This window comes from Nonomuraea sp. NPDC003709 (genome assembly GCF_040610775.1).
In the GTDB taxonomy this organism is placed as follows: Bacteria; Actinomycetota; Actinomycetes; order Streptosporangiales; family Streptosporangiaceae; genus Nonomuraea; species Nonomuraea angiospora_A.
The window spans coordinates 206,443-220,724 of sequence record NZ_JBEXMW010000007.1 but is presented as its reverse complement, the minus strand read 5'-3'; the positions used below and the strand labels follow the sequence as shown (position 1 = coordinate 220,724).

Sequence of the window (14,282 nt, the reverse complement as noted above, 5' to 3'; positions counted from 1 at the left end):
TGTTGGGTCATGCGACCGAAGGCAACCGCTGGGGAGGCACTCCGTGGGCCTGCGCGATCTGGTCTACCGGCTGTATGAGCACAGGCTGGAGTCCAAGCTGTCGAAGGACATCATCCCCCGGCACGTCGGGGTGATCATCGACGGCAACCGCCGCTGGGCACGCGCGATGGGCATGCGTGACGTCGCCAGCGGCCACCGCAAGGGCGCGGACAAGATCTCGGAGCTGCTCAACTGGTGCCGTGAGACGGGCGTCGAGGTCGTCACCGTCTGGATGCTGTCCAACGACAACCTCAACCGGCCGAAGGAGGAGCTGGAGCCGCTGCTGCGCATCATCGAGGACGTGACGCAGGAGCTGGTGGACGAGGGCTGGCGGATCAGCCCGGTCGGCGCGCTGGATCTGCTGCCGGATCGGACGGCGAATGTCCTGAAAAACGCAAAGGAAGCATCATCACACCGTCCAGGCCTGATTGTGAACGTTGCAGTTGGGTATGGAGGAAGGCGTGAGATTGCCGATGCGGTGCGCTCACTCCTCCAGGAGCAAGCGAGCAAAGGGGCAAGCATCGAGGACCTCGTCGAGGTGCTCGATGTGGAGCACATCGCGGAGCATCTCTACACTCGCGGCCAACCCGACCCGGATCTTCTCATCCGGACCTCGGGCGAGCAGCGCCTGTCCGGCTTCATGCTCTGGCAGAGCGCTCACTCTGAGTTCTACTTCCACGAGGCCTACTGGCCTGACTTCCGCAGGGTGGATTTCCTGCGGGCGCTGCGCGACTACGCTGCGAGACACCGACGTTACGGTTCATGACGCGACAACGGGGCATTCAGAACGTAACGTAGTAAATGTCCGACCGCAGGCCGGACATTTCGGAGAGGGCCCGCCTTTGCACCAAGATCTGCCGAGGGGGGCCGGTACCCGGCGCCGACGGCAGCTCGCGGTCGGGGATGTGGGACCGGTCCGAATCCCGCCTCGTCTGCAGGGCGCTCGCGCTTATGGGCGCCCGGGGGAGAACGTGTGGCAGTGTCCTCGAGCAACCCTACTCACCTGTCGGCCAAGCGCACGTATGTGCTGGACACGTCGGTCCTGCTGGCCGACCCGGCGGCAATGACACGCTTCGCCGAGCACGACGTGGTTCTTCCGATCGTGGTCATCACCGAGCTGGAGGGGAAGCGCCATCATCCCGAGCTCGGCTACTTCGCCAGGAAGGCCCTGCGCTACCTCGACGACCTGCGCATCCAGTACGGCAGGCTCGATGAGGCGATGCCCACGGGGGACGGCACGATCAGGGTTGAGCTCAATCACAGCGATCCGTCGATTCTGCCCGTCGGGTTCCGCCTGGGCGACAACGACACCCGCATCCTGACCGTGGCCCGCTCGCTGGCCGCCGAGGGCTGCGACGTGGTCCTGGTGTCCAAGGACCTGCCGCTGCGGGTCAAGGCGGCCTCGATCGGCCTGGCGGCCGAGGAATACCGCGCCGAGCTCGTACACGAGTCGGGCTGGACGGGGATGGCCGAGGTCCAGGTGACCGCGGAGGACGTCGAGGTGCTCTTCGACCAGGGCAGCGCCGACCTCGAGGAGGCCAGGGACCTGCCGGCGCACACCGGCCTGCGGCTGCTGTCGGCCAAGGGTTCGGCGCTCGGCAGGGTGCAGCCGGACAAGTCGGTGAAGCTCGTACGCGGCGACCGCGAGGTGTTCGGCCTGCACGGCCGCTCCGCCGAGCAGCGCATCGCGCTCGACCTGCTGATGGACCCGGAGATCGGCATCGTCTCGCTGGGCGGCCGGGCCGGCACCGGCAAGTCGGCGCTCGCGCTCTGCGCGGGCCTGGAGGCGGTCCTGGAGCGCCGCCAGCACCGCAAGGTGGTCGTCTTCCGCCCCCTGTACGCCGTGGGCGGCCAGGAGCTCGGCTACCTGCCGGGCACCGAGGGCGAGAAGATGGGCCCGTGGGCGCAGGCGGTCTACGACACGCTCGGCGCGATCACCTCGCCCGAGGTGATCGAGGAGGTGCTCGACAGGGGCATGCTGGAGGTGCTCCCGCTGACGCACATCCGAGGCCGGTCGCTGCACGACGCGTTCGTGATCGTGGACGAGGCCCAGTCGCTGGAGCGCGGGGTGCTGCTGACCGTGCTGAGCCGGATCGGCGCCAACTCCCGGGTCGTGCTCACCCACGACGTGGCCCAGCGCGACAACCTCCGCGTCGGCCGGCACGACGGCGTGGTCGCGGTGGTGGAGAAGCTGAAGGGCCACCCGCTCTTCGCGCACGTCACGCTGACCAGGTCGGAGCGCTCTCCGATCGCGGCGCTGGTGACGGAGATGCTCGAGGACATCACGATGTGATCACTTGAGCTCGCCGCAGGTGTGCTGCCCCTCCGACTTGGAGGGGCGGTTCACGTTCTCCCGGACGATCTTCACCATCTCGTACGCCGCGTCCTGCTGGGCCGTGCAGACGATCTGCGCCATGCCGAGCCTGGTGAGCGTGCCGTCGCCCCTGACGTAGACGGTCAGCGTCGAGGTGCGGGGCAGCTGGACCTCGTCGCGCTGCACGGGGTTCAGCGAGTCCTTGATCCCCAGGTACGTGAACCCGCGCAGCGCGGTGTCCCGGCCGCCGTCCAGAGGTTGCGAGGAGGCCGCGAAGAGCGCGCCGAGCAGGCTGGCGACGGTGTCGTTCTCGACGTCGGCCGCCTCCAGGGCGAGCTTGCCGTTCCTGATCAGGAAGATCGTCTTGGACGGCGGCGGGATCTTGATGGTGGGCGCGTTCCCCCTGTCCTGGACGTCCGTGGGCGAGATGCCGCAGGCCGTCAGGGCGAGCAGGAGAGCGAGGACGAGAGCGCGGGTCATGAGTGCGGGAGCCAGACCGTGAAGAGCGTGCCGGGATTCTGCAGGCGTACGGAGATCGTGCCGCCGTGGAGGTGGACGTTCGCCCTGGCGATCGCGAGGCCGAGGCCGCTGCCCTGGCTGCGGGCCCGGCCCGCGCCGGCCTTGAAGAAGCGGTCGAAGACGTGCGCCAGCGCCTCGCGCGGGATGCCCTTGCCGTGGTCGCGCACCTTCACCTCCAGGCCGTTCTCCGTGCCTCTGGCGCTCACCATGACGGGTCGCTGCCCGTGCTTGAGCGCGTTGCCGACCAGGTTGGCCACGATGACGTCGAACCTCCTCGGGTCGAGGTTCACCGTCAAGCCCTGGGACGCCTTCACCTCCACCTGATCGGTCCAGCCGCGCACCTCCAGGCAGTCGGCGATGGCGTCGGCCACGTTCACCGGCTCGACGTTGAGCGTGGCCGTGCCCGCGTCGAAGCGGCTGATCTCGATGAGGTGCTCGACCAGCTCGCGCAGGCGCTCGATCTCCCTGAGGACCAGCCGGACGGCCTCCGCCGGCGCGTCCGGCAGCCGGCCCGCCTCCTCGGAGAGCATGTCGGCCACGGCGGTCATGGCGGTCAGGGGTGTGCGCAGCTCGTGCGAGACGTCCGCCACGAACCTGCGTGACATGGCCTCCAGCGAGCGCAGCTCGGACACGCTCAGCTCCAGTGCCGCGGCCGCGTCGTTGAACCTGGAGGTCAGCTCGGCCAGCTCGTCCTGCCCGTGGACGGGCAGGCGCGTGTCCAGCCTGCCCTGGCCGAGCGCCTGCGCGGCCGCGCTCAGCCGCCGGACCGGCAGCAGCACCTGCCTGGCCGACAGCAGCGCCACGACCAGCGCGATCAGCACGATGGCGGCGCCGGCCTGGGCGAGCGTGGCCCTGAGCGTGTTGAGCTGGTTCTCGTCGCCCCGCATCGGGAAGAACGCGAACGCGCGCAGCCCGGTGGCCTGGGGAGCGCCGTCGACGTCACGGTAGACCTCGGCGCCGACGATGAGCCAGAGCTGGTTGCGGATGACCTTGCGCTGGGTGACCACGCTCTGCTTGGCCCGGCCGTAGAGCTCGTTGGGCACGTCGCTCAGGGTCATGGGCCCCTCGGTGGAGACCAACGTGCCGTACTCGACGATCACGCTGCGGCCCGGCCCGCTCAGCGCGGCGGCGACCCGGTCCAGCTCCTTGATGGTCGGCGCGGCCTCGCCGGGCGCGAGCTTGCCGATGGGGAACGTGATGCCGCCCAGCTCTCTGATCACGAGGTCGAGAGAGGTGTTCTCCTCGCGGGTCACGAGCGCCGTCTTGGCCAGCTCGAAGCCGATGGTGGCGACCAGCAGCGAGGCGGTCACGGCGACGAGCGTGAACGTGATGACGAGGCGGGCGCGCAGTCCCGTGGGCAGGGGGATCACGGAGGGCTGAAGCGGTAGCCGAACCCGCGCACCGTGTGGATGAACACGGGCTCGGCCGGCCTCGGCTCGATCTTGGCCCGGATCCGCTGCACGCAGGCGTCCACCAGCCGCGAGTCGGCGATGTGCGTGTGGTCCCAGACCTCGCGCAGCAGGTAGCGGCGGTTGAGCACCTGGCCCGGGTGCCGTACGAGCTCCAGCAGCAGCCGCAGCTCGGTCGGCGTCAGGTGGATCTCCTTGTTGGCCAGCATGACCTTGAGCGCGCCCCGGTCGATCACGAGGTCGCCGAAGGTGATGCGATCGGAGGCGGCGGACTCGGCCCTGCGCAGGATGGCGCGGATGCGCGCGTCCAGGACCCGGGGCTCGACCGGCTTGACCACGTAGTCGTCCGCGCCGGCCTCCAGCCCGACCACCACGTCCAGGTCGTCGCCGCGGGCCGTGAGCAGGATGACGGGGAGCTGGTCGAGCTTGCGTACGCGGCGGCAGACCTCGATCCCGTCGATCCCGGGGAGCATCACGTCGAGGATCGCGATCTCCGGGCGGCGGGCCCTGATGTGGTCGAGGGCCTCCTCGCCGGTCGCGTAAGAGGTGACGGAATGCCCCTGACGGGTCAGCGCCAGCTCGAGAGCCGTACGGACCGAGGGGTCGTCTTCAACCAGGAGGATGCCTGCCACGCACAAATTATTATTCCATGTCCCGAATGCCCGAACTAAGTCACCAAACTGTGACGTGTCACAGATGGGACACGGAAGTGGTCGAGGCACCCTGGAAGCGGCCCCCTTCGGTTTGCGGGCCTCCGAGGGCGAGCCGTCCTTTGTGTGAGCAATATCACACTATTTCGGAAACGCCACGGTTACCAGCAAGTTAGCCAACGGGGTCCCAAGCGATTCCCGCGTTTCGGTTGCGAACCACCCCCCAGTACAGGGCAAGCTCATGGTTCGTGAGCCCTGGTCCGCAGTTGAGTGAGCGCCCGCCGAAGGAAGAGTTTCCCCCGGCGCGCCGGCCCAAGAAGCGCCTGAGCGCGAAAGCGGTGGTCATTACCGCCGTCTCGCTGGTGGTCGTGGTCGGCGGTGGCGGTTTCGTCGCCTACCGTGCCATGGAGAACGCCAAGAGGCCGGCCGTCACGCCCTTCACGCCCGAGCAGCTGGGCGCCATCGCCAGCGGCAGCTTCTACACGCCCGACCCCCAGAACGACGCGCTCAAGAACGCCGCCGAGCAGGCGTACAAGGCGGACAAGCTCAAGGACGGCCGGACCTCCGCGGGCAAGAACCCCGACATCGACTGGGTGGTGCCGAAGAAGGCGCCGGGCGGTGACGGGTTCCCCTCCATGAACTTCCCGCCGGGCAGCATCCCCTCGCCGGGCAGCAGCAAGGCCACCGCCAAGGCCATGCTCGCCTCCATGGGCTGGGGCGACGACCAGTGGGGTTGCCTGGAGCGGCTCTGGCAGAAGGAGAGCGGCTGGAACTCGCGGGCGATGAACCGCTACTCAGGCGCGTACGGCATCCCGCAGTCCCTTCCCGGCAGCAAGATGGCCAGCGCGGGCGCCGACTGGCAGACCAACCCCGCGACCCAGATCAAGTGGGGCCTCGGCTACATCAAGGGCCGCTACGGCACGCCCTGTGGCGCCTGGGGACACTCACAGTCGGTGGGTTGGTATTAGAGGGTCAACTTTCCCTCTTTAATCGGCAAGCCGCCGCGCCCGAACGTGCATGCGGGCCCACTCTGGCCGCATGGGTGTCAAGGTCAGCGTGATCGTCAATGTCCACAATCCGGGCGCCACCGCCGACGCGTGCATCCGCTCCGCCCTGGAGCAGACGATGCCCCCGGACGCGTACGAAGTGATCTTCGTGGACGACGGCTCCACGGACGGGATCGGCGAGCGCCTCGACACCATCGCCACGACCCGTGACAACGTGAGCGTCCTGCACCTGCCGCACACCGGGACGCCCATGCGCGGCCGCAACGTGGGCCTCGCGGCCGCCGCCGGCGACTACGTCTACTTCCTCGACCAGGGCGACCGCCTGGAGAAGGACGCGGTCGCCCGCATGCACGAGCGTGCCGTGGAGACCGACGCCGACGTGCTGGTCGGCCGCCTGATCCGCGACTTCGGGCCGCCGATGGCCGCCTTCGAGCGCGGCACGGCCCGCGCCGACATCCTGCGCGACCGCCTGCTCCAGCTGCTCGTGCCGCAGCAGCTCTACCGCCGCGCCTTCCTGGAGGAGCACGAGCTGGGGTTCACCGTGCCCGGCGGCAGGATGGCCGAGCAGGCGTTCGTGATGCGGGCCTACCTGCACGCCAAGGTCATCGCCGTGCTGGCCGAGCACGTCTGCTGCCACCTCGGCGACCGGCTCGGGGCCGAGGACGAGCCGCGGGCCATGGTCAAGGAGCTCGACGGGCTGCTCACCGACATCGAGACCTGCGTGGGCGAGGGCCGCCAGCGCGACCGCATGCAGGCCCACTGGTTCCGGTACGCCGTCCTGCGCCCGCTGCTGACCGCCAGGTTCGCCGACTCGTCGGTGGACCGGGGCCTGCACTTCCGGGTGGTGCAGGAGCTGGTCGAGCAGCGGTTCCCGGAGCGGCTCGACCGTTACCTGCCCGTCCAGCTGCGCGTGGTGGCCGCGTACGTGCGCATGGGGCGCCTGGACCAGATCGTGCTCCTGTCGAACTCCTCCAAGCGCGCCGGGCTCCGCGCCGACCTGACCGAGATGCGCTGGGACGCCCACGTACTGGTGCTCGCGCTGACCGTGGAGGTTCTGGCGGGCGACGGCACGCCCGACAGGTACCGGGAGGACGGCGAGCGCCTGCACTGGATCCCGCCGCGCTCGCTGGAGACCAAGGCCCTGGACGAGAGCGTCACCGACGTCACCGAGGCGGTCGAGCGGGCCCGCGTCGAGCTGTACGTGCGCCACGCCGAGACGGGAGTGATCCACTTCCTGCCCCTGACCCAGCACGTGGAGCGCATCCAGGACGGCCGCCGCCGGATGCGCGTGCAGATCAGGGGCGAGGCCCAGCTGGACGTGACCGCCGCCGCGGTCGGCGAGCCGCTCAGGCCGGGCCAGTGGGAGGTGCACGTCCGCATGTTCGGCGGTGCCAACCAGGCCAGGAGCCGGGTCGGCAGCTCGGCGGGCCCGCTCAACTGCCTGGGCGTGCTGGCCCAGCGGCCAAGGACGCGCCTGGTGGTGCCGTGCTGGACCGACCACGGCGACCTGGGCCTGGCGGTCGAGCCGCGCTCGTTCTCCGAGTCGATCGCCCTGGTGTCGCGCGGGGTGGAGGTCAAGCGGCTCGACGGGCACGCGTACGTCGTGCTGCCGGTGCCGTACGTGCCGCCGAGCGGGGGACCCCCGCTGGAGCTGGTGCTGCGCAGCACCGGGCGGCGCGGCCGCGAGGTGTGCGCGCCCGCCCTGGTCGAGGCCGGGGTGCCGGGCCGGCTCGCGGGACAGCTCGTGGCCAAGGTGCCGGTCAAGCGGATGATGCCGCCACCCGACCAGCTCGGCCCCGGCGCCTGGCTGACGTCGCTGCGCACGGCGGAGGAGGAGATCGGGCTCAGGTTCGCGCTGGAGGTGCGCAGGGGCAAGATCCTGGTACGGCCCGCCGCCGCGGTCGATCCGGGGCGGCGCTCGCCCATGGGCAGGGACACCGTCCTGTACCGCATCGGCAGGCGGCTGCCCGGCGCGCGTCACATGGTGCGCCTGGCGCGCGCGGGCAGGCACCGCTACCTCAAGGACTGACCCAGCCCTCCAGCTCCTCGAAGGCGCTCCTGAAGACCGGCAGCATGGGCTTGAGGCGGTCGGGGTAGACGTCCACCAGGCTGTCCAGGTGGTTGCCGCCTTCGACGCGGTAGTAGCGGAACGGCCGGTGCGGGCCGACCATCTTCGCGTAGACGTCGGAGTCGCGGGAGATCGGCAGCAGCGTGTCGAGCGTCCCGTGGATGGTGATCAGCGGCTTGGTGATGCGGCCGGTCAGCGCGATCTTCGCGACGGCCGCGTACGGCTTGCGCCGGTCGTAGTCGTAGTCCGCCGCCGTGCCCTGGTAGGACGGGTCCAGCTCCTTCTGGTAGAGCTGCTGGGTGAGCTCCCAGTAGTACTGCCGGTGGAACGGCCACAGGAACTCCGAGCCCGCCGCGAACCCGGCCGCCCGCACCCCGGCCTCGTCCGGGTACGCCTTCAGCGCGGGCGGCAGGAAGTTCAGCAGGTTGTCGCCCTTGACCCGCCAGAGCGTGCCCTCCCAGTCCACGCCGCCGTCGTAGAGCCAGCCGCGGTTCTCCAGCTGCCATCTGACCAGGTAGCCGCCGTTGGAGATGCCCGCCACGAACGTGCGCTGGGGCTTCCTGCCGTACCGCTGCCTGACGACGGCCTTGGCGGCCACCGTGAGCTGGGTGACCCGGTGGTTCCACTCGGCGATGGCGTCGCCGGGATCGCGGCCGTCCTCGTGGAAGTTCACGCCGACGTTGCCCTTGTCGGTGGCGGCGAACGCGTAGCCCTTGGCCAGCACCCAGTCGGAGATCGTGTAGTCGTTGGCGTACTGCTCCCTGTTGCCGGGGGTGCCGCCGACGACCAGGCCGCCGTTCCAGTGCTCGGGGAGCCTGATCACGAACTGGGAGTCGTGGTTCCAGCCGTGGGTGGCGTTGGTGGTGGAGGTGTCGGGGAAGTAGCCGTCGATCTGGATGCCGGGCACGCCCGTCGGGTTGACCGTGGCGGCCGAGTGCAGCCCGGCCCAGTCGGCCGGGTCGGTGTGGCCGGTCTTCGCGGTGCCCGCCGTGGTCAGATCGTCCAGCGTGGCCACCACGGCCTGCTCCGCGCCCGGCACCGTGAGCTGCGGGGCCGGGGTGAGCAGGCTCGCCACTAAGGTGAGCGCGACGAGCATCACGCCTCCCCGAGGTGAGCGGTCAGCAGGCGCAGGAACTCTTCGGGGTGCTCCAGGTGCGGGCTGTGGCCGCAGTCGTCGATGACGGCCTCGCGGTACGGGCCGTAGCGCTCCAGCACGGCCCTGGTCTGGGTCACCATGGGCTGGGCCGGGGTGCCGGGGGAGCCGGGCACGACGCCGAGCGCGCCCAGGTGGGCCAGGTCGAAGAACGACGTGTCGGAGACGATCACGTCGTCGGCGCCCCTGATCCACAGGACGGGCGGCTTGGGGTCGATCTCGTGGAGGTCGTCCAGGCGGAAGTGGGTGGGGGCGATGGCGTTGAGGATGCCGAGCTTGCCGGGGGCCACGCCGGGCCACTGCTCCGAGGCGGCGGCGTCGCCCGGGTAGTTGGCCTCGCCCACGCGGGTGGTGAGCATCGAGCGTACGTAGAAGTCCTCGTCGGCGACCTCGGGGTGCTTGACGTACGAGGAGCGGAAGACGCTGCGCGGCGACGTGGGGGATTCGTCCGACATGTCGCCAGCCTTGAGCCGGGCCACGAAGTCGGGGTTGGCGGCGCCGGCGCCCGCTCCCGTGCCGTCGGGGTGCGTGAGGCGGCCGTCCGGACCCTCCGTGCCGCCGAAGCCGTACGGGGAGATCGGGTTGACCAGGGTGACGCTCCTGACGACGGCCGGCCGGTCGCGCAGGACCTGCAGCACGATGCCGCCGCCCAGGCTCCAGCCGACCAGGTGCACCCCGTCCAGGCCCAGCGCCTCGACCAGCTCGATCAGGTCGTCGGACCAGTCGCGCAGGCCCCTCGTGGCATCCACGGGCGCGGGATCGCTCTCGCCGAACCCGCGCAGGTCGACCGCGAGCGGGCGGTAGCCGCCGGGCAGCGCCGCCATGCTGTCGCGCCAGAAGGCGGCCGAGGAGACGTTCCCGTGCACGAACAGCACCGGCTCGCCGGTGTCCCTGCCCTCGACGGTCAGGACGTTCTGGGTGAGTCTGGGCGTGGTGACCTTCATCGCGCGTGGATCCTTTCGGCCAGGTCGCTGCCCTGGGTCTCGCGGGCGGCGTAGACCGCGCCCAGCGTGAGCAGCGCCGCCAGACCAAGGTAGACCGAGATGGGCAGGCTGCTCGAGTACGACTTCAGCAGCGCGACCGCGATGATCGGGGCCAGCGCGCCGGCCACGATCGCCGACAGCTGCGCGCCGATGGAGACGCCGGTGTAGCGCATCCTCGTGCCGAAGAGCTCGGAGAAGAAGGCCGCCTGCGGGCCGTACATCATGCCGTGGAAGAGCAGGCCGACGGTGATGGCGAGGGTGATCACCAGGAAGTTGCCGGTGTCCACGAGCGGGAAGAACGCGAAGATCCACACTCCGATGCCGGCGGCGCCCGCCAGGTAGATCGGGCGGCGGCCGATCCGGTCCGACAGCGCGCCCCACATGGGGATCGTGACGAAGTGGATGGCCGAGGCGATCAGCACCGCGCTCAGCACGGTGGAGTTCTCGATCTTGACTGACTTGGCGTACGTGATGACGAAGACGGTGAGCAGGTAGAAGGAGATGTTCTCCGCGAGGCGCGCGCCGATCGCGGTGAGCACGTCCTTCCAGTGGTGCCGCAGCACGCCCACGATGGGCGGCGCCTTCTCCGGCGGCGCCTCCTGGAACACCGGCGACTCGGTGATCGTCAGGCGGATCCAGAGGCCGATCAGCACCAGCACGCCCGACAGCAGGAACGGCACCCGCCAGCCCCACGCCAGGAACGCCTCGTCCGACTGCCAGGCGGCCAGCGCCGCCAGCACGCCGGTGGCCAGCAGGTTGCCGCCGGGAGCGCCGGCCTGCGGCCAGGAGGCCCAGAAGCCGCGGCGGGCCGTGTCGCCGTGCTCGGAGACGATCAGCACCGCGCCGCCCCACTCGCCGCCGAGCGCGAAGCCCTGCACGAGCCGGAGCGAGGTCAGCAGCAGCGCCGCGGACGGGCCCAGGGTCTCGTACGTCGGCAGGCAGCCGATCAGGAACGTGGCCGCGCCCATCGTCAGCAGGCTGACGACCAGCAGCGTCTTGCGGCCGATCCGGTCGCCGAAGTGGCCGAAGACCAGGCCGCCGAGCGGACGGGCGACGAACCCGACGGCGTAGGTGAGGAACGCCAGCAGCGTGCCGGTGAGCGGGTCGGACTCGGGGAAGAAGAGCTTGTTGAAGACGAGGGCGGCTGCCGAGCCGTACAGGAAGAAGTCGTACCACTCGATGGTGGTGCCGATCAGGCTCGCGGCGACGATCTTCTTGATGGAAGTGGCCATGCCGGTCACGGTAAGGAGTGACCGGCGTCACTTATATGGGGCCGGGGCCCACAGTCTATGGGGTGGATGTGTGGCCGAGCCGGTGCAGGCGGAGCGCGAGCTGGATCTCGAGCGCGCGTTCCGGCTCCAGCCAGCCGTCGCCGAGCAGCTTGCCGATCCGGTCGAGCCGCTGCGTGACGGTGTTGACGTGGATGTGCATGGCCTCGGCCGTACGGGAGGGCGAGCCGCCCGAGCCGAAGTAGGCGGCCAGTGTGTCGGCCAGCGCGGTGCCCCTGCGGGCGTCGTAGTCGATCACGGCGCCGAGCACCCGCCCGACGAAGCCGCGCACGTCACGGCCGTCGCCCACGAGCAGCCCGACGAACCCCAGCTCGGCCGCGCTCGCGCCGTCACCCGCCCGTCCGAGCGCGATCAGCGCCTCGGCGCACCTGCGTGCCTCCTGGTAGGCCACCGCTACGTCGCCCGCCCCTGGCTCGCCGACGCCCGGCGGCCGGGCCGGCTCACCGGGGAGGCAGACTTTCGACGCGCCCGCCGTGGCGGGCACCTGCAGCGACGCGCTCAGCTCGGCGGCGACGCGCTGCGCGATGCCGCCCGCGTTGACCCCCGGCAGCAGCAGCACCACCTCGCCCGCCCGGCCGGCCGCCAGCCCGTGCCGCAGCGTGGCCTGCGACGAGGCCCAGAACGCGGCCCGTTCCCGCTGGCCCTCATGCCGCACCACGACCACGACGTGCGGCGCCGAGAGATCGACGCCCAGCCGCCGGGCCCGGTCGGCCAGGCCGGGGGAGCCGGGCCGCGAGATCAGGTCGTCGAGCAGCTCGCCCCTGACCCGGCCCTCGGCCTCCGCCACGCTCCGGCGGAACAGCAGCAGCAGCGCGCACACCAGCGCCGCCCGCTCCAGGATGCGCCCGTCGGCGTCGTCGCTGCGCAGGATCAGCGTGCACAGCGGCTCCCCGCCGACGTCCACCGACGCGATCAGCAGGTCGCCCCGCCGCACGGTACGCCCCAGCGCCCTGGACGCCTGCGCCGACTCGAACACCCCGGCGTCCAGCTCGCCCACGTCACCCGTGAGCGGCCGCCCCAGATCGTCCAGCACGGCCAGTGAGCCGCCGAGCACGTCGGTCACCACGGCCGCCACGTCCTCGATCCCGCCACCGCGCAGCACCAGTGAGGTCATCCGGTCGTGGGCCAGCGCGGCCCGCTCCACCGCCTCCCCGTGCGCCCTGGCGGTCCTGTGGGCCTGGGAGAGCTCCTCCAGCGCGTTCCTGGTCTCCTGCAGCAGCCTGGCGTTGTCGATCGCGACGGCGGCGTGCGCGGCCAGGCTGGCCAGCAGCGACACCTCCTCCTGGTGGAACGGCCGCGCGCTGCGGTTGGCCGCCATCAGCACGCCGATCACCCGCTGCCCCAGCCGCAGCGGCACGCCCAGGATCGCGACCAGGCCCTCCTCCGTGACGGCCTCGTCGATGTGGTGCTTGTGCCGGAACCTGGCGTCGGCGAAGTAGTCGGCCGTCGAGTACGGGGTGGCCGTCTGCGCGACCAGGCCGCCCAGCCCCGCCCCCATGGCCAGCCGCAACGCCCTGAACTTGGCCGAGATCGACCCGTCGGTGACCCGCATGTACGTGTCGCCCTGCTCGGGGTCGTGCAGCGTCATGTACGCGACGTCGGTGGCCAGCAGCTGCCTGGCCCGGTGCACGATGGCCTCCAGCACGGCGTCGAGGTCGCGCAGCGCGGCCAGGTCGCCGGCCGTGTCGTAGAGGGCCGACAGCTCGGCCTCGCGCCTGGCGCGCCGCTTGAGCAGGTCACGCACCTTGAGCGCCTCGACCTTGGCCTGCTCCAGCTCCTCGATCGTGGCCGGGTCCGCGCCCCGCGCCCTGGCCTCGATGATCGGCCCCTCGAACTCGACCGCCGACGCCTCCCGCGCGAGCAACTCCAGGAACTGCGTGCTCATGGCCTCACTCCGCTCGGCGGCTCGGCCGCTGGGATCCGTAGCACTAGTGCGCCGTCCAGCCGCCGTCCATGGGAAGGGAGACGCCGGTGATGAACGACCCGGCGGGGCCGCAGAGGTAGGCGACCAGCTCGGCCACCTCCTCGGGCTCGATCAGCCGCTTGATCGCGGCGGGCTGCAGCATGATGTTCTCGACGACCTCGTCCGGCTCGATGCCGTGCACTTTAGCCTGGTCGGCGATCTGCGCCTCGACCAGCCCCGTCCGTACGTAGGCGGGGCAGACGCAGGTGGAGGTGACCCCGTGCGGCGCCCCTTCGAGCGCGACGACCTTGGAGAAGCCCTCCAGCCCGTGCTTGGCCGTCGTGTACGCCGACTTGAACGGCGAGGCACGCAGCCCGTGCACGGACGAGATGTTCACGAACCGCCCCCAGCCCCTGGCGTACATGCCGGGCAGCACCTGCCGGGCGATCAGGAATGGCGCCTCGACCATCACCCGCAGGATCGCCGAGAACACCTCGGGCGGGAAGTCCTCGATCGGCGAGACGTGCTGGAACCCGGCGTTGTTCACCACGATGTCGACCGGCTCGTCAGGCAGCGCCGCCACGAACCCGGGATCGCTCAGATCGGCCACCACCGCCACCCCGCCGATCTCGGCGGCGACCTTCTCGGCGGGCTCGGCCCGCAGGTCGACGACCAGTACTTTCGCCCCGTCGGCGGCCAGGCGCCGGGCGCAGGCCGCCCCGATGCCGCCCCCCGCCCCCGTCACAAGCGCGGTCCGCCCCGTCAGCTCCTTCGCCATACCCGGAACCCTAGGCGGTGGCCGCGCCCCGACGCATGGGTGCCGGCGACATAGATCCGCGCCGCCCTATGTGGATCACGGCGTCTGCTATCTTGAACGCATGACCGCGTATTCGTCCCAGTGGTGGCCCGCCTCCTAGGCGGACCTCCCAGCGCATACGCACCGGCCGC

The 14,282-nt window shown here is 70.7% G+C and carries 12 protein-coding genes; 4 read left to right on the top strand and 8 right to left on the bottom strand.

All coding sequences use genetic code 11. From position 1 onward, the window contains the following. Positions 1-43 precede the first annotated feature (43 nt). Positions 44-805, top strand: a complete 762-nt coding sequence (locus ABZX61_RS22835) for an isoprenyl transferase (protein ID WP_350725689.1) — start codon at positions 44-46, stop codon at positions 803-805. Positions 806-1,012: 207 nt separating this feature from the next. Continuing rightward, positions 1,013-2,332, top strand: a complete 1,320-nt coding sequence (locus ABZX61_RS22830; protein WP_355197337.1) for a PhoH family protein — start codon at positions 1,013-1,015, stop codon at positions 2,330-2,332. Here the strand turns inward: ABZX61_RS22830 and ABZX61_RS22825 are convergent, their stop codons facing one another. From ABZX61_RS22825 to ABZX61_RS22815, 3 genes are read right to left on the bottom strand one after another with little or no spacing between them, the layout of a single operon-like run. After that, entirely contained in the window at positions 2,333-2,833 is a 501-nt protein-coding gene (locus tag ABZX61_RS22825; RefSeq protein WP_350725685.1) for a hypothetical protein, read from the bottom strand. Further along, a complete protein-coding gene (locus ABZX61_RS22820; protein ID WP_350725683.1) occupies positions 2,830-4,242 on the bottom strand; it encodes a HAMP domain-containing sensor histidine kinase in 1,413 nt (470 codons plus the stop codon). The genes ABZX61_RS22825 and ABZX61_RS22820 overlap by 4 nt, the downstream gene beginning before the upstream one ends. Continuing rightward, positions 4,239-4,913, bottom strand: coding sequence for a response regulator transcription factor (locus ABZX61_RS22815; protein WP_355197335.1), 675 nt, complete (start codon positions 4,911-4,913; stop codon positions 4,239-4,241). The genes ABZX61_RS22820 and ABZX61_RS22815 overlap by 4 nt, the downstream gene beginning before the upstream one ends. A gap of 284 nt (positions 4,914-5,197) precedes the next feature. Between ABZX61_RS22815 and ABZX61_RS22810 the strand changes: the two genes are divergently transcribed. After that, positions 5,198-5,899, top strand: coding sequence for a lytic transglycosylase domain-containing protein (locus tag ABZX61_RS22810; RefSeq protein ID WP_355197333.1), 702 nt, complete (start codon positions 5,198-5,200; stop codon positions 5,897-5,899). A gap of 70 nt (positions 5,900-5,969) precedes the next feature. Further along, positions 5,970-7,967, top strand: a complete 1,998-nt coding sequence (locus ABZX61_RS22805; RefSeq protein ID WP_355197331.1) for a glycosyltransferase family 2 protein — start codon at positions 5,970-5,972, stop codon at positions 7,965-7,967. On the opposite strand, the gene ABZX61_RS22800 is transcribed toward ABZX61_RS22805, so the two are convergent. The 5 genes from ABZX61_RS22800 to ABZX61_RS22780 are packed head-to-tail and all read right to left on the bottom strand — an operon-like array spanning position 7,957 to position 14,112. Continuing rightward, positions 7,957-9,102, bottom strand: coding sequence for a tannase/feruloyl esterase family alpha/beta hydrolase (locus ABZX61_RS22800; protein WP_355197329.1), 1,146 nt, complete (start codon positions 9,100-9,102; stop codon positions 7,957-7,959). The two genes, ABZX61_RS22805 and ABZX61_RS22800, sit on opposite strands and share 11 nt — an antisense overlap. After that, positions 9,102-10,103, bottom strand: a complete 1,002-nt coding sequence (locus ABZX61_RS22795; protein WP_355197327.1) for an alpha/beta hydrolase — start codon at positions 10,101-10,103, stop codon at positions 9,102-9,104. The genes ABZX61_RS22800 and ABZX61_RS22795 overlap by 1 nt, the downstream gene beginning before the upstream one ends. Beyond that, positions 10,100-11,374, bottom strand: coding sequence for an MFS transporter (locus tag ABZX61_RS22790; RefSeq protein ID WP_355197325.1), 1,275 nt, complete (start codon positions 11,372-11,374; stop codon positions 10,100-10,102). The genes ABZX61_RS22795 and ABZX61_RS22790 overlap by 4 nt, the downstream gene beginning before the upstream one ends. 55 nt (positions 11,375-11,429) lie before the next feature. Continuing rightward, positions 11,430-13,316, bottom strand: coding sequence for a GAF domain-containing protein (locus ABZX61_RS22785; protein ID WP_355197323.1), 1,887 nt, complete (start codon positions 13,314-13,316; stop codon positions 11,430-11,432). A 43-nt stretch (positions 13,317-13,359) separates the two neighbouring features. Further along, the gene (locus ABZX61_RS22780) at positions 13,360-14,112 is read right to left on the bottom strand and encodes a 3-hydroxybutyrate dehydrogenase (protein WP_350725667.1); all 753 of its coding nucleotides are present in this window, start codon (positions 14,110-14,112) and stop codon (positions 13,360-13,362) included. Positions 14,113-14,282 lie beyond the last annotated feature (170 nt).

Coding starts and splice junctions, on each gene's coding strand:
- ABZX61_RS22825 (WP_350725685.1), bottom strand. CDS start 2,833: ATGACCCGCGCTCTCGTCCTCGCTCTCCTGCTCGCCCTGACGGCCTGC.
- ABZX61_RS22805 (WP_355197331.1), top strand. CDS start 5,970: ATGGGTGTCAAGGTCAGCGTGATCGTCAATGTCCACAATCCGGGCGCC.
- ABZX61_RS22800 (WP_355197329.1), bottom strand. CDS start 9,102: ATGCTCGTCGCGCTCACCTTAGTGGCGAGCCTGCTCACCCCGGCCCCG.
- ABZX61_RS22795 (WP_355197327.1), bottom strand. CDS start 10,103: ATGAAGGTCACCACGCCCAGACTCACCCAGAACGTCCTGACCGTCGAG.
- ABZX61_RS22790 (WP_355197325.1), bottom strand. CDS start 11,374: ATGGCCACTTCCATCAAGAAGATCGTCGCCGCGAGCCTGATCGGCACC.
- ABZX61_RS22785 (WP_355197323.1), bottom strand. CDS start 13,316: ATGAGCACGCAGTTCCTGGAGTTGCTCGCGCGGGAGGCGTCGGCGGTC.
- ABZX61_RS22780 (WP_350725667.1), bottom strand. CDS start 14,112: ATGGCGAAGGAGCTGACGGGGCGGACCGCGCTTGTGACGGGGGCGGGG.